General features: G+C 62.5%; 18 protein-coding genes. 5 read left to right on the forward strand and 13 right to left on the reverse strand.

The features are described from left to right. The first annotated feature begins 7 nt into the window (after positions 1-7). Complete coding sequence (locus NLK60_RS12785; protein ID WP_254808162.1) at positions 8-1,186, forward strand: aspartate kinase; 1,179 nt, start codon at positions 8-10, stop codon at positions 1,184-1,186. A gap of 61 nt (positions 1,187-1,247) precedes the next feature. Here NLK60_RS12785 and NLK60_RS12790 read toward each other — a convergent pair whose 3' ends face one another. The 4 genes from NLK60_RS12790 to NLK60_RS12805 all read right to left on the reverse strand — a co-directional run bounded on the left by NLK60_RS12790 (position 1,248) and on the right by NLK60_RS12805 (position 5,656). Further along, complete coding sequence (locus tag NLK60_RS12790; RefSeq protein WP_254808163.1) at positions 1,248-3,419, reverse strand: CARDB domain-containing protein; 2,172 nt, start codon at positions 3,417-3,419, stop codon at positions 1,248-1,250. A 72-nt stretch (positions 3,420-3,491) separates the two neighbouring features. Next, positions 3,492-3,854 (reverse strand): hypothetical protein, encoded by a 363-nt coding sequence (locus tag NLK60_RS12795; RefSeq protein WP_254808164.1) that lies wholly within the window; start codon positions 3,852-3,854, stop codon positions 3,492-3,494. 135 nt (positions 3,855-3,989) lie between these two features. Continuing rightward, the gene (fer, locus tag NLK60_RS12800) at positions 3,990-4,379 is read right to left on the reverse strand and encodes a ferredoxin Fer (protein WP_254808165.1); all 390 of its coding nucleotides are present in this window, start codon (positions 4,377-4,379) and stop codon (positions 3,990-3,992) included. Positions 4,380-4,474: 95 nt separating this feature from the next. Next, entirely contained in the window at positions 4,475-5,656 is a 1,182-nt protein-coding gene (locus NLK60_RS12805; protein ID WP_254808166.1) for an inorganic phosphate transporter, read from the reverse strand. A 112-nt stretch (positions 5,657-5,768) separates the two neighbouring features. Here NLK60_RS12805 and hisA point away from each other — a divergent pair, with 112 nt between their 5' ends. The 4 genes from hisA (at position 5,769) to NLK60_RS12825 (ending at position 9,960) form a co-directional block, all read left to right on the forward strand. Next, positions 5,769-6,509 carry a 1-(5-phosphoribosyl)-5-[(5-phosphoribosylamino)methylideneamino]imidazole-4-carboxamide isomerase gene (gene hisA / locus NLK60_RS12810; RefSeq protein ID WP_254808167.1) on the forward strand — a complete coding sequence of 247 codons (741 nt, stop codon included), beginning with the start codon at positions 5,769-5,771 and terminating at the stop codon, positions 6,507-6,509. Positions 6,510-6,636: 127 nt separating this feature from the next. Then, the gene (locus NLK60_RS12815; RefSeq protein WP_254808168.1) at positions 6,637-7,437 is read left to right on the forward strand and encodes an N-acyl homoserine lactonase family protein; all 801 of its coding nucleotides are present in this window, start codon (positions 6,637-6,639) and stop codon (positions 7,435-7,437) included. A 227-nt stretch (positions 7,438-7,664) separates the two neighbouring features. Further along, positions 7,665-8,240 carry a hypothetical protein gene (locus NLK60_RS12820; protein ID WP_254808169.1) on the forward strand — a complete coding sequence of 192 codons (576 nt, stop codon included), beginning with the start codon at positions 7,665-7,667 and terminating at the stop codon, positions 8,238-8,240. A gap of 31 nt (positions 8,241-8,271) precedes the next feature. Continuing rightward, positions 8,272-9,960, forward strand: a complete 1,689-nt coding sequence (locus NLK60_RS12825; protein ID WP_254808170.1) for an aldehyde ferredoxin oxidoreductase family protein — start codon at positions 8,272-8,274, stop codon at positions 9,958-9,960. A 24-nt stretch (positions 9,961-9,984) separates the two neighbouring features. Here the strand turns inward: NLK60_RS12825 and NLK60_RS12830 are convergent, their stop codons facing one another. The 9 genes from NLK60_RS12830 to NLK60_RS12870 form a co-directional block, all read right to left on the reverse strand. Further along, positions 9,985-11,580 carry a hypothetical protein gene (locus NLK60_RS12830; RefSeq protein WP_254808171.1) on the reverse strand — a complete coding sequence of 532 codons (1,596 nt, stop codon included), beginning with the start codon at positions 11,578-11,580 and terminating at the stop codon, positions 9,985-9,987. Positions 11,581-11,702: 122 nt separating this feature from the next. Continuing rightward, positions 11,703-12,431, reverse strand: a complete 729-nt coding sequence (locus NLK60_RS12835; RefSeq protein ID WP_254808172.1) for a hypothetical protein — start codon at positions 12,429-12,431, stop codon at positions 11,703-11,705. Positions 12,432-12,476: 45 nt separating this feature from the next. Further along, entirely contained in the window at positions 12,477-12,872 is a 396-nt protein-coding gene (locus NLK60_RS12840; RefSeq protein ID WP_254808173.1) for a hypothetical protein, read from the reverse strand. A gap of 80 nt (positions 12,873-12,952) precedes the next feature. Continuing rightward, the gene (gene ileS, locus NLK60_RS12845) at positions 12,953-16,204 is read right to left on the reverse strand and encodes an isoleucine--tRNA ligase (RefSeq protein ID WP_254808174.1); all 3,252 of its coding nucleotides are present in this window, start codon (positions 16,202-16,204) and stop codon (positions 12,953-12,955) included. Positions 16,205-16,387: 183 nt separating this feature from the next. Next, the gene (locus tag NLK60_RS12850; RefSeq protein ID WP_254808175.1) at positions 16,388-16,651 is read right to left on the reverse strand and encodes a hypothetical protein; all 264 of its coding nucleotides are present in this window, start codon (positions 16,649-16,651) and stop codon (positions 16,388-16,390) included. A gap of 288 nt (positions 16,652-16,939) precedes the next feature. Continuing rightward, positions 16,940-17,137: a CbaC protein gene (locus NLK60_RS12855; RefSeq protein ID WP_254808176.1), complete on the reverse strand. Its 198-nt coding sequence runs from the start codon at positions 17,135-17,137 to the stop codon at positions 16,940-16,942. A 310-nt stretch (positions 17,138-17,447) separates the two neighbouring features. Further along, positions 17,448-19,220, reverse strand: a complete 1,773-nt coding sequence (locus tag NLK60_RS12860; protein WP_254808177.1) for a b(o/a)3-type cytochrome-c oxidase subunit 1 — start codon at positions 19,218-19,220, stop codon at positions 17,448-17,450. Further along, positions 19,217-20,077: a cytochrome c oxidase subunit II gene (locus NLK60_RS12865; RefSeq protein ID WP_254808178.1), complete on the reverse strand. Its 861-nt coding sequence runs from the start codon at positions 20,075-20,077 to the stop codon at positions 19,217-19,219. Before NLK60_RS12865 ends, NLK60_RS12860 begins: the two co-directional genes overlap by 4 nt. After that, entirely contained in the window at positions 20,074-20,244 is a 171-nt protein-coding gene (locus tag NLK60_RS12870; protein WP_254808179.1) for a hypothetical protein, read from the reverse strand. Before NLK60_RS12870 ends, NLK60_RS12865 begins: the two co-directional genes overlap by 4 nt. Positions 20,245-20,327: the final 83 nt, after the last annotated feature.

A 20,327-nucleotide genomic window follows, 5' to 3' on the forward strand; every position in this document is an offset into this window, starting at 1 on the left:
TGATTCGATGCGCGTCGTAGCCAAATTCGGCGGCACGAGTCTCGGGAGCGGGGACCGAATCAATCGCGCCGCAGATTCTATCGCCGCCGCGGTCGCCGACGGACACGAAATCGCCGTCGTCGCAAGCGCCATGGGATCGACCACCGACGACTTACTCGATGAGATCACGTTCGACGCCGACGAAGCCGACCGCGCACAGATCGTCAGTATGGGTGAACGAACCTCCGTCCGGATGCTCAAAGCTGCCCTCTCCGCACGCGGCGTCGATGCGGCGTTCTACGAACCAGGAAGCGAGGGCTGGCCAATCGTTACCGACGAGTTCGGGGAGGTCGACGTCGAGGAGACCAAACGCCGTGCTACAGCGCTCTCAGAGACCCTCGAGGACGCGGTTCCGGTCATCACCGGCTTCCTCGCCGAGGGCCCCGAAGGGTCGGTGACGACGCTCGGACGCGGTGGCTCTGACACGTCCGCCGTCATGCTCGGCAACTACATGGACGCCGACGAGGTCGTCATCGTTACCGACGTCGAGGGCGTCATGACCGGCGACCCACGCGTCGTCGAAGGCGCTCGCAACGTCGGCGAAATCTCGGTCGACGAACTCAGAAACCTCTCGTTCCGCGGGGCCGAAGTCGTCGCTCCGTCGGCGCTGTCGTACAAAGACGGGCAACTCGGCGTTCGCGTCGTCCACTACCAGCACGGCGATCTGCTGTCGGGCGGCACGAACATCGAAGGCGAGTTCCAGAGCCTCGTCGATATGCGCGAACAGCCACTGGCCTGTCTCACCGTCGCCGGTCGCGCAATCCGTAATCAGCCGGGCGTCTTCCAGTCGCTGTCTGCCGCTCTCGGAGAGAGCAATATCAACATCGACGCCGTCGCCAGCGGCCTCGATTCGGTCACCTTCTACGTCGACGAAGACGAAGCCGAGCGGGCCGAGAACATCCTCCACCGGGAGGTCATCGCCCGCGACGAACTCTCGAGTGTCACCGTCGACTCCCCGCTTGCGGTCGTGCGCGTTACCGGCGGCGAACTGCCAAACCAGCCGGGCGTCATCCAGGGTATCGTCGGACCCCTCGCAGACGCGCGAATCAACGTCCACGACATCATCACCTCGGCGACGAGCGTCGCCCTCTTCGTCGGCTGGGACGACAGAGAACAGACGCTCGAGATCACCCAGGATCTGTTCTAGACGGTTTTTACTCACTCGAAGTTCATACCCAAGCGTACTGCTACACGTCACCCGAGGTGGCTCATCGCCACTCGAGGCGTCGGTACGACCCGCGGCTCCCCACGACAACGAGCGCCAGCAACGCGACGATGGTTGCGCCCGCGGTGAAGCCGGGGATCGAATCGGTGGCACCGCTCGCTTGTGAAGTGAGGCTTCGTTCGACGGCCACCGTTACCCGGCGGTCGCCGACGGCGATTTCGTGGTGGGCTTCCCGTTCGAAGGTAATCGTCGTCTCGACGGTCGTCATCTCACCCGGCGCCAGCGTCACCTGCTGTTCGTCCGCAACGCCGCTACTGGTCCGGAACTGGATGGTCGTCTGTCCCGCACGAGCGGCGTCGTTTTCGACGGTTGCCCGAACGGTCACGGGTTCGCCGGGTTCGACGGACTCGGGTGACACCTCGAGGGCGGTCACCGTCAGGTCGGCTGGCTCGAGGACGTCGACCGTCGCGGGTTCGTCGCCGAGTTTCAGCGCGTACCGACCGGGTGCCTCGGGGGTCCAGGTGAGGTGTTCGACGGTCGAACCGCCCGACTCGAGCGTGCCGTCGGCGTCGGCGACGACGCTGCCGTCGACCTGCAGGGTCGCCCGGTAGGTCCCCGCACGATCGCCGCGGTTGTCGACGGCGATCGGGACGGTCATCGTCTCGCCGACCACGAGCGGTCTGGGTTCGGTGCGTGTGCTCCGCTCGAGCAAGCCCTCGAACGCCAGCGGTTCGCCGGCCGCGAGTGAGTACTCGAACGCCGGCGTCGGCTGACCGAACGCCAACTCGTGTGCAGCTTCGTCCCAGCTTTCCGGTGTCGAATCGGTGTGCGTGTAGGTCATCGCGTACTCCCTGACTGGAGAGCCACCCCTTTGCTCGAGCGCCTCGAGCCAGTCTTGTTCGGTCACCGGCTTCTCGGCTCGGTTGAGCGCCCGAAACGCGTCCTCGATGGTGTACTCGCCATTGCTCTCGAGACGGAGCTGTCGATCGACCGCCCCGTAGACGAGCGGGCCTTTGACGTAGTCGGTGAGCGGGTCCTGCCAGGTTCCGGGATCGGCGAGCACGCCGTCTGCGTACGGTGACTCCTGGCCTTCCTCGAGGAATCGTCGGAACTCGCGGTGGTCGATGTGCCCCTGTTCGTAGGTCAGCGTCGCCGCGTAGTACTCGGCTTGTCCTTCGATGAGCCAGGCGACGGTCGGGTCGATGTCGCTGCTGGCGAACGCCTGTCGCGTGTGGACGTACTCGTGGAGCCAGACGTTGCCGGGGACGTCCAGTCGGGCGTCGTCTCTCACCCAGGCGTCGCTGTCGCCGTACTGGATCCCGTTTGCTCCCCACTCGACGGTGCCGGTTGGGGCGGCGACGACGAGCACGTTCGTACTTCGGGCCCCGACGCGCAGTTCGTCGCTGGCCGCAGCGAGGGAGGCGAGCACGTCTGTTGGCGACTCCTCGAGGTCGGCTGCGTCGGGGACGACCAGCGTGATGGTCTCCCCGCGAACCGTCTCCGTGTAGGTCGTCGATTCGCCGAAGTAAACGATGTCAGTGCCGGCGACGCCGGGGCCGTCGACGGTCACCGTTCGGTCGGTACCGACGGGTGCCCGCTGGACCCACCCGAGTTCGAACTGTGGTACCGCGACGATTCCCCACTCGCCCGTTTCGACGAACGTGTGGCCGTCCTCGTGGTCGTGTGCGTGTTCGTGAGCGTCGGTCCGTGCGTGTTCTTCAGCGCCGGTTTGCGTGTGTTCGTTCGCGTGTGGGGCTGTATGTCGGTCAGTCTGCTGGTGAATATGGCGCCCCTCGTTGGTCCGGTTGGCGGCGATCTCGAGTGTCAACGAGGGAGTGCCATCGCCTGCGGCCCACTTATAACTCCCGCCCGCTTCGGGTTCGAACCCGCTCGAGTCCGTAACCGTTGTGTGGGCGTCCGGCCGCACGGTCAGTTCCGTCACCGCATCGGGGACCTCGTAGGTGACGGTCGCGCCGATGACGCCGGGTTCGTCCGGGCGTTGCTCCAGGACGATCGATTCTCGAATCAACGGTGTTTCGTCGCTGGTTCCGGGACTCGTCGTGGTGGCGGCCACACTGGCCGTACTGTGTGTCACGTCCGCGTCGACACTCGAGGCGTTTGCTGTGTCTCGATCCGGTCCGGGAACACCCGCGACCACACCGAGGCTACTTATCAACAACAGTGTCAACAGGAGTACGGTAAACCGACGTATCACGTCTCGATAGTGTTAGCCGGAGTGCAAGGCTTTTCCGGCTACGCCGCCCGCTCGAGTGCCAGTCGGCATCTCCTATCCGTTTCGTTCTCGCTCCTCGTCGGCCTCGAGGTCGTCGATATCGACGGGGTCGTTCCACTCGTTTTCGCCGTCTGCCCCGTCGCCATCGCGAACGTCCCAGGGAACCTCGTCGGCTCTCGAGGGGTGGACGTTCACTTTCCCACCTTTGTAGGGGTCCGTTTCCGGGTCGTAGGAGAGTTCGCTTCTGGCGAGGATGTAGACGATAACCCCGTAAATCGGGACGAAAAAGACGATAGCCGTCCACCGATTCGGATTTTTCATCCCGACGTCCGTCGCGTCGTAGTGGACGAAGGCGGCGAGTAACACCTGGACAAACACCGGGATGGCCACGAGTGAAACCAACAAGAGGGTGTCCATAACCGCACTATGGAACGGAGCCTAATGAACCGTCGCCATCCGGGCTTGTGGGTGTATCGCTACACTATATTTTCACAATCGCCTCTAACAGGTGACAATAAATTAAAAATTTTACCGGGCGTACTGCGCCGGCGTCTAGATGACGCGGTTCTGCAGGTAGTCGAGGTGTTTCGCGTTGTACACGATTTTGACCTCGTCGGTCTCGGCGGTACCGATACAGGTCAGGCGGACGTTTTTGTCCTCGACTTCCTCGTCGGAGAGGATCTGCTGCATGTCCATCTGGATTTCGCCTTCTTTGACGATGGCAGCACAGTTCGCACAGGCACCGGCACGGCACGAGAAGGGCCAGTCGTAGCCCTGCGCCTCAGCCGACTCGAGGATGTACTCGCCTTCGTTGACCTCGAGGCTGCCGTAGTCCTCGCCGTCGAGACCGGCGTCAGCCGCTTTCTCGAAGAGGTCGTCGTCATCCATGTCCCATCCCTGGTCGTCCAGCACTTCGTAGTTGAGGTATTCTACCGTGGGCATCACGTTGGGCTTCGAGGTGCGTACTGGTATAGCTTGCTGTTCATTTGCAACGGTTTATCAGGTCTGACAGTCCCGACTCGAGAGAGGAACGCGATTCAAAAGCCGAAAAGGGGGACGAATCGAAAGGTGAGAAACGCCGCCACCGTCGAGATGAGCGGGACGACGTTTTGCATCAGGACGACGCGTGCAGTTGTCGACGGATCGAACAGGTCCGACGCCTGTGGAATATCCGAAACGTCTTCTTCCCCGATTTCGGGTGGTTCCTCGCCCGCTTCGTCTCTCGTCAGTGCACCGACGGAGACCGCCGGCTCCTCCCCTCTAGCAGCGTCGGAGAGTCGCGTCGTCCGCGTTGCTCGTCCCCATCCGAGACCGACGATCGACATCGTCGCGACGACGACGAAACTCGCGGGGATGCCGATCGCCGAGAGGAAAATGACGATGGTCGAGGAGACGACCGCGACGACGATAGCCGCCGTCAACGGCAGTTTCGTGATATCGTTCCCGAGCGTATCGAGGGTCCGGCGGGCGATGGTAAACGCACCGACGGCAACTGCAATCGAGCCGATGACGATGAGGGGTCCCATCTCGAGTCCACCCGCGCCGTAGATAGGGGCGATGGCGTTGGCGATGTTGCTCGTTCCCGAACTGAACGCCATGAGACAGCCGATTGCGACGACGACCAGTGCGCCGATCTTCTTCCGGCGAGAGGCCCCCTCACTGAAGCCGACCGTCGGGACCGGTCCCGAACGTTGCATCGACAGCATCGGATCCCCGTCGCGGTTCGGTTCGATGGCGATCCAGGCGTTGATCTGGGGATAGAAGTAGCGGCCGATAACGCCCGAAACCCAGAAGCCGATGACCGGCGCGACGAACCACCAGATCACGATTTCGCCCAGCACCGCCATATCGAGTTCGCCCGTCGCAAGGCCGAGTGCGGCGATGGCACCGACGGCCGTCATCGACGTCGACGCGGGGACGCCCGCGTAGTTGCCGATAAAGAGGGCACCGCCGATGAAAAAGAGGACAGCGACGTTGGCTTCGAGCGTGAAAATAGCGCTGTCGGTGACGAGCCTGTTACCGAGCGTGTCGACCACCTGCGGACCGATCGTCCAGGCACCCACGAAGAAAAATACCGACATCAGGGCAGCAGCGGCGACTTTCGTGATGACGTTTGCGCCGACAGCGGGGCCAAAGGCCGGCCCGGTCGTTGCCCCGCCGATGTTGTAGCCGACGAAAACGGCGACCACGATGCCTGCGAGGAGGAGAATTTCAGACACGAACAACAGTATGGGCTAGCAACCTAAAAGACCGACTATTTTGGCACTCCACCGAATCACTCCCCCTCGAGAAACCGGGGACTTTACTCACCCTGGCCTCCCGTAGTCGTGTATGCACACCCAGTTCGAGTCGTTCGAAGTCATCCCCGCAGTCGACATTCAGGACGGTGAGGTCGTCCAGCTCGTTCAGGGCGAACGCGGAACGGAAAAACGATACGGCGACCCCGTCGAGGCCGCCACTCGATGGATCGACGCTGGGGCACAGAGTTTGCACCTGGTCGACCTGGACGGGGCCTTCGAGGGCGAGCGTGCCAATGCCGACGCCATCGAGGCCGTCCTCGAGGCCGTCGACGTGCCGACGCAACTCGGCGGCGGCATCCGAACCGCCACGGACGCCATCGCCTTGCTCGAGCAGGGCCTCGACCGCGTTATTCTCGGCACCGCGGCCGTCGAAAACCCCGATATCGTCGCCGAAATCAGCGACGCTCAGCGGGACTCGGTCGTCGTCAGTCTCGACGCCAAAGACGGCGAGGTCGTCGTCGAGGGGTGGACCGAAGGCGCTGGCATGACGCCCGTCGAGGCCGTCGAGCGCTACGAGGAACTCGGGGCCACCGCGATTTTGTTCACCAACGTCGACGTGGAGGGCCAACTCGAGGGCGTCGCCACCGAACCCGTTCGGGAGCTGGTCGAGGCGACCGACGTCCCGATCATCGCCAGCGGCGGGGTCGCCACGCTCGAGGACGTTCGCGCGCTCAGGGATGCAGGAGCCAGTGCGGTCGTCGTCGGCAGTGCGCTGTACGAAGGTCGGTTTACGCTCGAGGCTGCACAGGCGGCTGCCTACGAAGACGCGTAGGTGCTGCGAAGGGACGAGACGCGTAGTGGTTCGTGGAGGGGGGACGCGATGTGAGCGACGTAGGGGGCTCAACGGAACCTATCGCGTTTGGGGATAGTTTCTTACGATCGCGGCCGAAATGGAAGGTATGCCAGTCGAACGGCTTTACCGTCTGAACACGGCGACGTGGACGCTCGATTACAGCGCGGCGACCCAGCTCCAACAGCCCGGGGAGCCGTTTCCGGGCCGGTGTCCGTGTTACTTGCTCGAGCACTCCGACGGCCTCGTCTTATTCGATACGGGCGTCAGTCACGAGATGGCCGCCGACCCGCTCTCGTACGGGCCAAACGGCGCACCCCACATGGTGGATTTCGTCGAAACGCTCGACACCTCAGCCGGCAAGCCGCCGGTCGACCACCTCGAGGAACTGGGCTATGCGCCCTCGGACGTCGATACGGTCGTCGTGTCCCACCTGCACACAGACCACGCTGGCAACCTGGATTCGTTTCCGGAGGCCACGGTCGTCGTCCAGAAGGCGGAACTTCGCTACGCCTTCTGGCCGGATGGCCCCCAGCGCCTGTTCTACCTCGAGGGTGATTTCCACCACCTCCGACGGCTCGACGCCGACGTGAAGGCCATCACCGGCGAGTACGACGTCTTCGGCGACGGCTCGGTCGTCGCGTTCCCGACGCCTGGACACAGTCCCGGCCACCAGTCACTCGAGGTCACCCTCGAGTCCGGAACGACGATTCTGGCTGCCGACGCTGCCAACAGCCGTGTCGGCTACGAACAGGGGCTCGTCGCCTCGTTCGTCTGGTCGCTCGAGGAGTCGATGGACTCGCTGGCGGCGCTCAAAGACCGGGCCAGGACGAGCGATGCGGACGTCATCGTCCACCACGACCCCGAAGATCAGGACCGACTGCCAGATCCACCGAACGCACTCGAGTGAACTGAAGGGTATATTGTCGAGGTGGTGGGGACACATACACTCGGGTGCGGTGAGAAACTCACCCTGAAAGCGCACCCAAAAAAGTCAACAAACTAATATAGTCGGCCCGAGAGCATGGGTTCGATGGCTGCCCTCCACGATAACGTCGTTCAGTTGTCAATGACGACGACAAAACGGCCGATTACGTCCACCTTCGAGGCACCGCGAGAATCGGTTCGGTACCGGTCATGATGACCGTCGATCCAACGCGAAAACGACTCGCCCTCGTCTTCTTTGCCCTGGCAGCCGTGGGTGCCGCCATCTTCGTCTCGAGCGGACTCCTTTTCGGGCACGACGAACCCCCAGATCCCGAAATCGACTCGGTGTCGATCGTCGACTCCGGGTGCTACGACGACGTTCGCGCTCGAGCGATGTCCTCGAGCGGTGGAACTGTCGTCGGAACGCTCAACGACACGTCACCGGATACCGAAATCGGGGCGAAGATACGGCGAACCTCCCGGTCGGATGCGACCGTCGCGACATATCGCGTCGACGTTTACACGAACGAACCGGAAGTAGGTGGAGAGGTATCGAACGGAGCGGACGAAGACGGAGAGACGTGCCCGGGTCGAATCGTCTACCGGGTCGAGTACTCGGCACCGTATCCCGACGCGGCAGATGCAATGCGGGTCGAACGGTACATCGACAACTCGTTCAGCGCCTGCAGTTCCTCCTCTTCTGGCCCCGATACCGGATGCATGCTCTTGTACGAGGACCGGCCGACCCACTGGTCGAACGGAACCGTCGATACGGCCAACCGGTAGCATTTTGGGTCACGGTGTGTCAGGGATGATTATGAAACACGCTCGCGGCCCACTCCTGACGATCGACCTCGAGTCACGCTCGACGACGAGCGAACCGATCGACGACGTACTCGAGCGCTACATCGGCGGCCGGGCGCTCTGTACGGCCCTCGCACACGAGCGGATTCCGTTCGACGCCGACCCGCTCGGCCCGGCCAATCGCTGTTACTTCGCGACGGGGCCGTTCCAGCACGCCCGGATGAGTTTCACCGGCCGGATGTCCGCGACCGCCGTCTCGCCGCTGACCGACGGCTTGCTCTCCTCGAACGCGGGCGGCTTTCTCTCGCGAAACTTTACGGCAACCGGCTACAGCGCCGTCGAAGTCACCGGCGAAAGCGACGACCTCGTGATCGTCCACGTCACCGACAGTGGCGTCGAGTTCGAACCCGTCCCCGACCTCGAGGGTGCGGAGACGAGCGAGATCTGTGCCTATATCGAGGACGAACACGGCCTCGAGGCCGAACACACCGTCACGGTCGGACCGGCAGGGGAACAGCAGGTTCGGTTTGCCTCTCTGATGACTTCACGCGAGCGTGCGTTCGGCCGCGGTGGTCTGGGTGCCGTCCTCGGCGCAAAAAACGTGAAAGCGATCACCTTCGACGGCGATTCGACGCGAGACGTAGAGATCCCGTCCCTGCAGATGGACGTCCACCGTGAGGCCGCCCAGTCCGATCACATCATGAAACGGCAGGGGACGTCCTCGATGACCGAGTTCGCCAGCACGGTCAACGCCCTGCCGACGCGGTACTTCTCGGAACTGTCGTTCGAGGGGTCCGAGGGAATCAGTGGCGACCGCGTCGAGGAGAAAAAGTACAAGAAAGGAACCTGCTCGGCCTGTGCGTTCGCCTGCAAACTGCCGACGCGAGACGAGGAGTCGGGCCTCGAGACCGAAGGGCCGGAGTACGAAACCGTGATGGCGTTCGGCTCGAACGCCGGCGTCGACGATATCGTCGACGTGATGCACTCGAACAAGCGCTGTGACGAACTCGGTCTCGACACCATCTCCTGTGGCGACGTCGTCTCGGCGTATCTCGCGAGCGAGGACGCCTTCGGCGACGTCGACTTAATTCACGAACTGGTCGAGAAAATCGCCCGCCGTGAGGGGATCGGTGACACCCTCGCAGAAGGCGTCGAGCGGTTCCACGAGGAACTGGGCGTCGACAACTGGTCGGTCAAAGGTATGGAGTTCCCCGCCCACGACGGCCGCACCCTCCACGGCCAGGGCCTGGGCTTTGCCACCTCGAACCGGGGTGCCGACCACATGTACGCCGAGTTCTACTCGCTCGAGTACCCGCTGGTCGACCCCGAGGACGCACTCGACAAGGAAGGACTCGAGGGCAAGCCGCCGAAGGTCGCCGAGAAGGAGAATCTGAACGCGATCAAAGACAGCGCCGTCCTGTGTAAGTTCTCGCGGGATTTCGTCGACGCCGACCGTCTCGAAACCTTGCTCGACGCGGCCTACGAGGATCTGCTCGAAATCGGTGGCGAGGTCGTCACGATGGAACGCCACTTCAACAACCAGCGCGGGATGGACCGTGCTGACGACCGACTCCCCTACGAGTTGCCCGGCTTCGAGGAGGCTCTCGAGGAGTACTACGACCACCGCGGCTGGAACGCGGATGGAACCGTTCCGCCCGAGTGGTTCGAGACGGAAAACTCGAGTCTCGTCGCCGACGACTGATCGTCAGCACAGAATCCCCTCCGGTTACTCGAACGTTTCGAGCCGTCTTCGAGCGAAGCGATAGCCGCCGACTACACTCGCCCCCGCGGTAGCGACGGTTCCCCCTACCGTGAGTACGGCGCCAGCGGGTGCCAGTGCGAACCCCAGGCCGAACCCAACCAGGAGCGGGAAGGCAACGATCAGGAGGGTCGAGAGAAACGCCACCATCGCGTACAGTTCCGGCGGGGCGAGCGAAGCCTCGGTCGGTCCCTCGAGGTTCGGCAGCGCGGCCCCGATTGCCAGCGACCAGCCGATCCCGCCGACGGTGACGAGGGAAGCGCCCATCACGAACGCGACCAGCCCCCACGGCGGGTAGCCGACGACGAGACCGAGCACGGTCCCGACGGCGACGACGAAGGGCACGCCGGGAACCAGGGCGGCCAGCACGTGCCCGCGAAGAACGGTATCGACGCCACCAGGGGTCGTCCGAACCAGCGGGAGCGCGACGCGTTCGTTACCGAGCGGGTTGAGCGTCGTCCCGAGGCCGACGGCCGAGGCGAGATACAGCACGAACAGGACCGGCAACAGCGCGGGCATCGCCGCCGAGAGTTCGACCGTCACTGGGCCAGCAACGGCCAGGGGCAAGACGACGTACACCATCGCCCGTGGCGATCGTCGCATCCGTCGCCAGACCGTCCGGGTCGCGATTGCGGTCGACCGACCGAATCCGGCCTCGAGCAGGCGGTCGATTCGGCCACGACGTGTCGGCGTCACCGTGCCGTCGTCGAGCGTGGTTTCGGCGAACCACAGCGACCGGCCGGCAGTGACGACCGTTGCCATTGCCAGTGGGAGCAAGACGAAACTGGCGAGGAGCGCGACGGCCGCTCGCGTTGGGAGGGCCCCACCGCCCGGCGTCGTTACGAGCAACAGGTCACCGTACCAGCCGATTGGGGAGGATGCCAGCGTTGACCCCGCCCGTCGACTGAGGGCAAGCCCCATGAAGACGACGAAGAGAAAGCCAACGCTGACGGCGTAGCGAGCGCGGTACAGCCGTGGCGACCGTCGAATCGAGGCCCGAAGAGTGAGTCCGATAGCCGTGCCGACGACCAGTCCCGTCAACAGGATTGCGAGGCCACCGACGGCGGCACCAACGAGGGTGGAGGGTGTGTTCGTCCCGGCCGTAAACGCCAGCACCCCGCCAACGACCACCGGTGCGACGAACCAACTGCTCTCGAGGAGTTCGTCGGCGAGCATGCCGAGAATCGCGGCCGGTAGCGGGACCGCCGTCACGATTTCCGCTGGCGGTCGTTCCCAGTTGTCGCTCGTAATCGCGCCGAGTCCGCCAAGTCCGGCAATCGTCACGACGGCAATCGCGGCCAGTTCCCGCGAGAGCGCGAGCACCCGCTCGCTTTCGAGACCGACCAGCGTCCCGTAGTAGTACGCACCCGGTTCGGGCCAGAGGTGCTCGTACACCGGCACCGGGAGCGCCCCGACGATCAGCATCGTCCCGGCGAGCGCCCCCAGCAAGACGGCCGCAGCCAGTTGTGGATGATTCCGGCGACGACGAAGCTCGATCCGGTGATGGACCGTCGAGATGAGACGAACGTGACGAACCAGCCGCGTCAGCCGTGATCCACTCATCTCGAGCGAGAGTCGGTTATGACGGCCTGCAGACGGCTGGTTGGTGCCGGCATCTCAGACGGGTCGACCTCGAGGGCAGTCGCGAAACGGCGCATTCGATAGTCCGTACTGGTGGCGTCCCATTAACGGTGTCCCTCCACGCTCGAGGTGTCGCCTTCGAGCGTATTTTGCTGGAGGGTACCACGCACTGACTTACCCGTTTCGCCAGCAGGGACTGCAAACCATCGTAGCTCGTCGAATCCCTGCCCTTCGAGGCGAACGATACTGAGGTCGCCGACCGTGACCGTTCGGACGCTCGAGACCGCCGAAATGTCGCCGTAGCGGCCGGCGAAGGCAATCGTTCCGGTCTCGAGGTCGAGTCGCCCGCGTGCGGCACCGTCTCCGATGACCACGTTGGCGAACCCAGCCAGTACAGTCGCGCTACCGGCGACCACGACGATCCACATGCCGAACACCACGGCAGCCAGAAGGTACAAAACTGCTCCCAGAGCGAACCCGCGCAGGACGAACCCGCGCTCGAGTCCCCACATCGCGCTGCCCGGTCGCCAGCGCTCGAGCGGAGAGATAGCAAAGCCATAGCGGAGTGCGATGACCGCCACGAAAACGCCGACGACGCCGCCGAACAGTGGAGCCGTCCGGACGAGCCATCCCAGTCCGAGGAGGCTCCCAAGAACGAGCGCCGCGTCGACGAGGGCCACCTGGGCGACCAGCAGCCAGCGAATCGTTTTCGAGGTCTCGGGTTCGACCGTCCACTCGATCGACGAACATGGCGAAGAAGTCGACGAGGCCTCGGCCGGAGTTACCGACCCCTCGAGGGGTGGTGAGGCCGACGCGTCCTCGAGTGCGTTCACTGGTGTGAGTTCGAACGGCCGCCTGTTGACTGTTGTGGCACCCAATCAGGATGTTTGCGTCTGCGTCGCCCGATAGCCAGCAACGCCTTCGATGACGACGTACCCGATAACCGTCACGGCGACGATGGCATAGCCGAGCGTCGATAACTCGAGTGGGCCGACGGCCAGTCCCTCGCCGTAGAAGACGAGCGCGCTCCCCCCGAGTACGACCACGAGGGCGGCGAGATAGCGCCATCTGGCGTCGACGGGGATCATGCCGTCGACTCCCTGCAGAGCGAACACCAGGTGAGCACCGCCGAGTAAAATGGCGTAGAAGGCGACGAAGGCGACGGCGGCCGACGGACCATCGAAGACCGCCACACCGGCGCGGTCCAACAGGACGAACGAAACGATGGTGACCGCAACGATGACTGCGTGAACGGCTGTTTCTCTGGAGAGCATACCGAAATGATGCTTAGCCAACGTGATAACTGTTGTGAACGAAAAGACGGCTCGCTCGCTTCGCTCTCGCTCCGAGTCGATCAGTTCGAGACGTCCGCCGCCACCGGCTCGAGCGCTAACTCCACACTCACACCTTCGACGTCCCAGGTCTTTCGCTGGCCGTTATCGACGTCGACGGTGCGAAGTTCGTCGGCACGGACTTCCTCGCGAATCAGGTCTTCCCTTTCGGCAACGAGGTCTGCCACGCGGTCGTCCTCGATCTCGAGTTCGAGGACGATGCGTTCCTCGACGTCTAGATCGAGTTCCTTGCGCATCTCCTGGACCCGACGGATGACCTCGCGGGCGTAGCCCTCGCTCTCGATATCGTCGGTGAGGGTCGCATCCACGTACACCACCCCGGCCTCCTCGCTCTCGAGACCGAAGGGCGTCCCGGCGATGTCGTCTGGCGTCTGGGTGACGAACGAGACCATGCCTTCGGTCAGTTCCTCACCGTCTTCGAGGACGTTATCAACCGCGGACTCGAGTGCCTCGAGACTGGCTTCGTCGATGCGGGCCTCGTTGAGCGCGTTCATCACCTCGCCGGCCCGGCCGCCGAAGGCGGGGCCCAGTTTGCTCATATCCGCCTCGGCGGAATAGGCCAGCTCACCCCACTGCTGGCCGGGTTCGACGAGTTCGACGTCGCGGGCGTTGAGCCGGTCGGCAACCAGTGACTCGTGACGGTTTACCGCCTCGACGACGCGCTCGTCGTTCGCCGCGACGACGACGCGGCCAACGGGCCAGCGGAGTTTGCGACCGGCCTGCTGGCGAGCGTGCGCGCCGGCTTCCTCGACGGCCCGAACGTAGGCCACGTCGGTCTCGAGTTCGCTGTCAGCCCAGTACTCCTCGACTGCGGGCCAGTCGTGCATGTGCACCGTGGGGTGGCCATCGTCGCCCGTGAGGGCCCCGTAGATTTCCTCCGTGACGAAGGGAGCGAACGGGGCGAGCAGGACGACGACCTCCTCGAGGACGCGATAAATCGTCGCGTAAGCGGCGGATTTCGAGGGGCTGTCGGCTTCCGCCCACATGCGTTCACGAACTGCCTGCACGTAGAACCGAGAGACGTCCTCGAGGACGAACTCGAGGAGCGCCTCGAGGGCGCGGTCCTGCCTGAATTCCTCGAAGTGTTCGGTCATCTCGGCTTTCGTGGACTGAAGCCGGGCAAGGATCCACTCGTCGACGAGTTCGAGGTCCTCGTCCACAGCGTCCAGCGTCGTCTCCGTCGGATCGAAGCCGTCCAGGCGCATGTATGGCAGCGGGAATCGGAACACGTTCCAGAGCGTCCGGAGGTTGTTCTCCATCGTCCGCATGCCGTCCCACGAGAACCGCATATCGTCGCCTTGTGGATTCGCCGATAGCAGGAACATCCGCATGGCATCCGAGCCGTGTCGATCGATAGCCTCGTGTGGCTCCACGACGTTCCCGACGGATTTGGACATCTTGCGGCCGTCCTCGTCCAGTGCGTGGCCGTGCATCAGCACCTTGTCGTAGGGGACTTCGCCCATCGCGGCCGTTCCCATTCCCAGCTGGGACCAGAACCAGCCGCGGGTCTGGTCGTGGGCCTCGAGGATGAAATCAGCGGGCCACAGTTCCTCGAACTGGTTGTCGTCTTCGGGGAAGTTGAGCGTCCCCCACGAAGCCACCGAGGAGTCGAGCCAGACGTCGAACACGTCCGGCACGCGCGTGTAGGTCGTCCCGTCTTCGGTGATCGTCAGGTCGTCGACGGTATCCTTGTGGATGTCGACCGTGTCCGGGTCGATATCCTGATCGACGCGTTCGGCGAGTTCTTCGCGCGTACTGATGACGATGGTATCCTCATCATCCGCCCGCCCGCTGGCGCGCTCATGACTGGCGGCGGCAGCCGCCCCATCGTCACGACCTTCCGGGGTCCAGATCGGGATCGGGATGCCCCAGTAGCGCTGGCGCGAAACGTTCCAGTCGGGAGCCTCTTCGACGAAATCGCGGAAGCGGCTGTCACGCGCCCAATCTGGATACCACTCGCTGTCGTCGATGTTGTCGAGCAACTCGTCTTTGACGTCCGTGATCGTGATGAACCACTGGTCGGTGACGATCTGGATGATACCCGTATCACACCGCCAGCAGTGGCCGTAGCTGTGGTGGACGTGTTCGGACGCCAGCATGGCCCCGTTGGCCTCGAGGTCCGCGATAATCTCGTCGTCAGCGTCTTTGACGAACTGGCCAGCGTATTTTCCACCCTCGTCGGTGTAGACGCCGTCACTGCCCACGGGACAGAAGATGGGGAAACCGAGCTCCCGGCCGCGAACGAAGTCCTCCTCACCGTGGCCCGGTGCGGAGTGAACGAGGCCAGTGCGGTCTGCTTCGACGTAATCGGCGGCGTAGATCTGGTGAACACCATCGTGGTCGGCGTGGTCGGGCACCTCCTCGGCCAGCGGGTGCTCGTACTCCCAGCCGATCATCTCGCTGCCCTCGAGCGTCTCGAGGACCTCGTAGTCGTCGTAGCGCCCCTTCTTCAGGACGGCTTCGACGCACGCTTCGGCGACGTAGATGACCTCGCCCTCGCCGTCTTTGAAACCGCGAACTGCTGCGTACTCGAGGTCAGGGTCCACGGCGGTGAACGCGTTCGCGGGGATGGTCCACGGCGTCGTCGTCCAGATGACGATGCTCCCCTCGCGGTCGACGAGGTCGAATTTGACGTAAACCGACGGGTCCTCGACGTCTTCGTACTCGACTTCGTTGTTCGCCAGCCCGGTCTCACACCGGGGACACTGGCTGATCGAGCGCTGGCCCTGTTCGACGAGGCCGCGGTCGGCGGCCTTCGAAAAGCCCCACCAGGCGGCCTCCATGTACTCGGGGTTGACCGTCTTGTAGGGGTCCTCCCAGTCCATCCAGACGCCGAAGGATTTGAAGTCCGACTGGAGCCCCTCGAGTTGCTCGTCGGCATACTCCTTGCAGGCCTCGATGAAGTTCTCCTCGCCGAACTCCTCGATGTCCTTTTTGTTCTCGAAGCCGAGTTTCTCCTCGACTTTGGTCTCGATGGGGAGCCCGTGCATGTCGTAGCCCGGACGGTCGGTGACGTCGAAACCCTGCATTCGCTTGTAGCGGATGTAGACGTCTTTCAGGCTCTTGTTCCAGGTCGTCCCCATGTGGGCAGCCCCGGAGGTGTACGGTGGCCCGTCGACGAAGAAAAACGACTCGCCGTCGGCACGATGCTGCTTCGTCCGTTCGTAGGCGTCGACCTCGTTCCAGTACTCGAACACGCGCTCCTCGATGGCGTGTGGGTCGTACTGGTCGTCGACATCACCGAACCTGCTCATACTCGGGGTGAATCACTCCGGCAGTAAAGAGCAATCGGTTGTGCAGAGTGGACTGTCGGAACGACTGTAAAAAAACGAGGGCGTTTTGACGTGTCTCGAGTGCGTATCGAAAACCGGTTGCCTCGAGTGCGTATCGAAAACCAGCGTTCGAGTTTCTCGAGGGCCCGTTTCGGCCGCTTTCGACTACCTCGAGGAGGTGTACCGTTCGGTGTCGCGGCTCGGGGTTCGAATCGGGTACTGACGGAAGATCAGGTACGCCACCACGAGGAGGAAGCCACCGAACAGCAGCGTACTCAGGAAGTACCCGGAGGTGAGGATGCCGGTGACCGCTTCCGGATTGATCGTATAAATACCGACGGCGGTAAACACGGCAACCAACAGCCAGATGGTGCCGGTCACGAGGCGGAACCAGACCGTTTCTCCGATGTCGTGTGTTTGCTGTGTCATGGTCTCACTGCTGTGTAGGTGCTATCCCTCAAAAAGGACGGGAGGCGATTCCCGTTGCGTGGGAAACGGATGGCTCGAAGAACAAATCTCCCACGGAGTCTGGTTTGGACGAACGCAGCTCCTGGCCTCGAGGTGCCGATAACGCAGTACTCGAGTTTTGATACCAAGATAGTACACTATCCGGAGTGATTAGAACCGGCATGAAAATATCGAACGTCGTCTACAGAGTTTCGAAGAGACGGCCTCGAGTTCAGTTGTGGGAGTAGTTACAGAATACAAGGAGAAAGCTCACGCTGTTGCGTTACTCTGATTCCGCTCGGGGAACGTCGCCCAGAAGACGATGAGGCCGAGCACGGCAGCCCCGATCAGCATCGTCGCCGTCAGCGAGAGTTCGATGTTGAAGAAACCCAACACCGTCCGCAACTCGATGAGGATTGGGATGCTGAACGCGAGTACGACCAGGAGTGCTCCTCTCGAGATACGCATCAGTGGCTCACCTCCGGAGCAGCGACGAACGAACGACCGATGAGTTGTGTCTGAGTCATACTCGTATATACCACTGCTATAGATAAGAACGATACAGCACATTCCCACGCGATGGGAAAGCCCCGAACTGGAACGAATTATACCGTCAGACAGAACGCTTGATAGATTCACCGGAGGCCCCCGGTGACAGTATAGCAAAGCATCTGTCCGACGGTATACAGAACCAAAATTCGCAGCCTCGAGCGGGGTGTCCACAAACTGCGAGAAAAAAGGGAGGGTCACAGCGTTCGTCGCTACAGACGATTCGGCCCTAAACGACAGTTCGCAGCGTCTCGAGCAGACTCGATACCAGTGCCGAGAGCGTCTCGCCGACGAAGGCGAAGACGATCGAATCGGCAAACTCGAGGAACATCGGGAACGCGTCGCCACCGGGGCCGAAGAGACCACCGCGCTCGATGATGCTCCCGAGCGGGAGGGAGTACGCGAAGATGACGAGGACGACTGCGATAGCCGTCCAGAGTTTGAGGTTGTCGAGGACGAGTGGGGCCTCGTTGGGGCCGGAGAGTGGCTCCGGGATGGTGTTAGATGGGAGGTCGTCGTCGCGGTCGTTCAGCGCTGTGATCGACATGTTGACGATGAACAGGAGTGTCGATAGTGTGAGCAAAACGCCACCGAGTGCGATCTGGGCGTTGAGTTCGCCGACGGTGCCGATTGCCGTCTCGAATTGGAACCCGGCGTACTCGGGTTCGGCGGTTCGCCGCGGCATACCGAGCAAGCCACCGCGGTGCATGGCGTTCGACATGAAGGTCATCCCGACGAACCACATGACGACCTGTACGAGGGCGATCTGTTTGCTGGCGAGGCGTCGGCCGGTCACCTGTGGGATGAAGTAGTAGGAGACGGCCATGAACGTCAGTGCCACTGCGGTCCCCACGGTGAGGTGGAAGTGGCCAGGCACCCACAGCGAGTTGTGGACGAGGTAGTTGATGTTCATCCCGGCGTTGATCATCCCGGAGAAGCCACCGGCGGCGAACATCAGTCCGGCGAGTGCCATCCCGGTGAAGACCGGGTCACGCCACGGGAGCGCGCCCAACCACCCGAAGTAGCCTTCACCCCCGCGTTGGCGTGCGCCGTGCTCCATACTCGCGACGACGGTGAACGCCGTCAGCAAGCTGGGCAGGAGCAAGAACATGGTGTTGGTCATCGCAATGAATTTGAAGCCCTCCGCGATACCGGGGTCGAGATACTGGTGGTGAATCCCGACCGGGGTCGAGAGGAGCAAGAACAACACGAAGACGACGCGAGCAAGCGGGTCACTGAACAGACGACCACCGGAGAACTTTGGCAGCATGATGTACCACATCATGTACGCCGGCATCAGCCAGAAGTACACGACCGGGTGGCCCCAGAACCAGAACAGGGTTCTGGTCAGCGTCGGGTTGACGGTATCGATAAGACCGAGCGACCATGGAAGGAGGAACGCGATGATTGAGGTGGCAACTCCGAGTGTCGCGAGATACCACATGATCATCGTCGTCAGGACCATGAACGTCGGTAGTGGGATTCGCTCGTCGGGGTTCTCCTGTTTCCAGGCCCACCACGAGCGGAACCAGTCAGCCCCGGCGAGCCAGGTACCGATGACGAACAGGACCAGTCCGACGTAAAACATGGGATGAGCCTGCAACGGCGCGTAGAACGTAAAGAGAACGTCCGCACTTATCTCGGTCCGGTCGGTGAAGCCGGCGAGAATCGCGATTGCGGCGAACGCCGTTCCAAGCGTCATCAGGCCGTACCACGACCAGGTGAAACGGATGTCTTCGACACCGCGATCGAGACTCGTCGTCACCGCCCACGTAAAGATGGCGACGAGGAAGAATATCGTGAACGTCACCACCATCAGGACGCCGTGGGCAGTCAACACGGTGTAATACATCTCGGCCGGGATGACACGGACGAAATCGGTCCGATGGAGCGTCTGAATCAGCCCGAACGCCGCCCCCAGCGCGAGCGCGAAGAACGACGCGTAAAACGCCGATCGAATCACCTTCGCTTCTTCAGGGAACTGGTCTATGTACGCGCTCATTGGTCACCTCCATCGCTTTCGTCATTATCGTCGTCAGTCTCGAGAGCGATCGACCCGCTTGCCGACCCGTCTTCGAGCGTCGCTTCGGAGCCGTCTTCGACGGTTACCGTCCAGTCGATATCGGCAGCGTCCTCGAGGTCGAGTTCGCTCGTGTCGACGGTGAAGGTCGTGCTGGCGCTCGATTCTGCGTCGACGTCGAGTTCGTTTTCGACGGTTTCCTCACCGACCTCGAGCGTGACTGTGGCGGTGTCAGCGTCGAGTGCATCGTTGTCGACCGTTGCGGTGATCTCGAGTTCATCACCGGCTTCGGCGGACTCGGGTGCGTCCACGTCAGCGATCGAGAATAGGTGGAACTCGTCTTCAGGAACGACCTTGAGGACGCCTTCCATCCCGTGGTGGCCGGAGCCACAGTACTCGTTACAGAGGATACCGTACTCTCTGACTTCGTTGAACTCCACGGTCATCGTCGATATCTCACCAGGAACGACCATCGTGTTCGCGTTCGTGCCGACGACGCTGAAGCTGTGAATAACGTCGGGACTGGTGACGTACAGTGTGACCTCACTGTTTTCGGGAACGACGATCGGATCGTGAACGCCGAGTGCGGAGGAGCCGGGTTCGAAGTTGAACTGGTAGGCCCGGATGTTGACGTCGTACTCTCCATCACCGGTCTGGTGGACGCCCAGATCACCGAATCGCTCGTGGTCCTCGAGAGCGTTCGGATCGATCGTCTCTTCGGAGTCGTCGATCATGGCGATACCGAGGCCGACCGATCCATACGTGATGGTAACGATGAAACCAATAATTAGTAACATGGCGGCGATGAGCCACAACTTTTCGTAGTTGTGAATATTCATATCATCCCCACCACTGTTAGGTCGTTGCCGAGGAACTCGACGAAGTACATGAACAACCACATCAACACGAGGATCAGAAAGTAGATTCCGATCAGCGCAAGGGTCCCGACGGGATCGAACTCGTCGTGACCGATGTGTCGTTCCAGTGCGTCCGCGTCTGATGACATGGTATCCGCTAATGAGGGGTCGACCCTCAAGATTTTATCCCTTCCCACGCTGTGGGAATGGGTTGATGATTTAAGTACATCTG

This window comes from Natronosalvus amylolyticus, from assembly GCF_024298845.1.
GTDB lineage: Archaea > Halobacteriota > Halobacteria > Halobacteriales > Natrialbaceae > Natronosalvus > Natronosalvus amylolyticus.

Bases quoted from the DNA above. Each gene is read 5' to 3' on its own strand.
- NLK60_RS12860 (WP_254808177.1), bottom strand. From the start codon at position 19,220: ATGAGCGCGTACATAGACCAGTTCCCTGAAGAAGCGAAGGTGATTCGA.
- ileS (WP_254808174.1), bottom strand. From the start codon at position 16,204: ATGAGCAGGTTCGGTGATGTCGACGACCAGTACGACCCACACGCCATC.
- NLK60_RS12840 (WP_254808173.1), bottom strand. From the start codon at position 12,872: ATGCTCTCCAGAGAAACAGCCGTTCACGCAGTCATCGTTGCGGTCACC.
- NLK60_RS12850 (WP_254808175.1), bottom strand. From the start codon at position 16,651: ATGACACAGCAAACACACGACATCGGAGAAACGGTCTGGTTCCGCCTC.
- NLK60_RS12855 (WP_254808176.1), bottom strand. From the start codon at position 17,137: ATGCGTATCTCGAGAGGAGCACTCCTGGTCGTACTCGCGTTCAGCATC.
- NLK60_RS12795 (WP_254808164.1), bottom strand. From the start codon at position 3,854: ATGGACACCCTCTTGTTGGTTTCACTCGTGGCCATCCCGGTGTTTGTC.
- hisA (WP_254808167.1), top strand. From the start codon at position 5,769: ATGCACACCCAGTTCGAGTCGTTCGAAGTCATCCCCGCAGTCGACATT.
- NLK60_RS12830 (WP_254808171.1), bottom strand. From the start codon at position 11,580: ATGAGTGGATCACGGCTGACGCGGCTGGTTCGTCACGTTCGTCTCATC.
- NLK60_RS12815 (WP_254808168.1), top strand. From the start codon at position 6,637: ATGCCAGTCGAACGGCTTTACCGTCTGAACACGGCGACGTGGACGCTC.
- NLK60_RS12825 (WP_254808170.1), top strand. From the start codon at position 8,272: ATGAAACACGCTCGCGGCCCACTCCTGACGATCGACCTCGAGTCACGC.
- fer (WP_254808165.1), bottom strand. From the start codon at position 4,379: ATGCCCACGGTAGAATACCTCAACTACGAAGTGCTGGACGACCAGGGA.
- NLK60_RS12870 (WP_254808179.1), bottom strand. From the start codon at position 20,244: ATGTCATCAGACGCGGACGCACTGGAACGACACATCGGTCACGACGAG.
- NLK60_RS12785 (WP_254808162.1), top strand. From the start codon at position 8: ATGCGCGTCGTAGCCAAATTCGGCGGCACGAGTCTCGGGAGCGGGGAC.
- NLK60_RS12865 (WP_254808178.1), bottom strand. From the start codon at position 20,077: ATGAATATTCACAACTACGAAAAGTTGTGGCTCATCGCCGCCATGTTA.
- NLK60_RS12820 (WP_254808169.1), top strand. From the start codon at position 7,665: ATGATGACCGTCGATCCAACGCGAAAACGACTCGCCCTCGTCTTCTTT.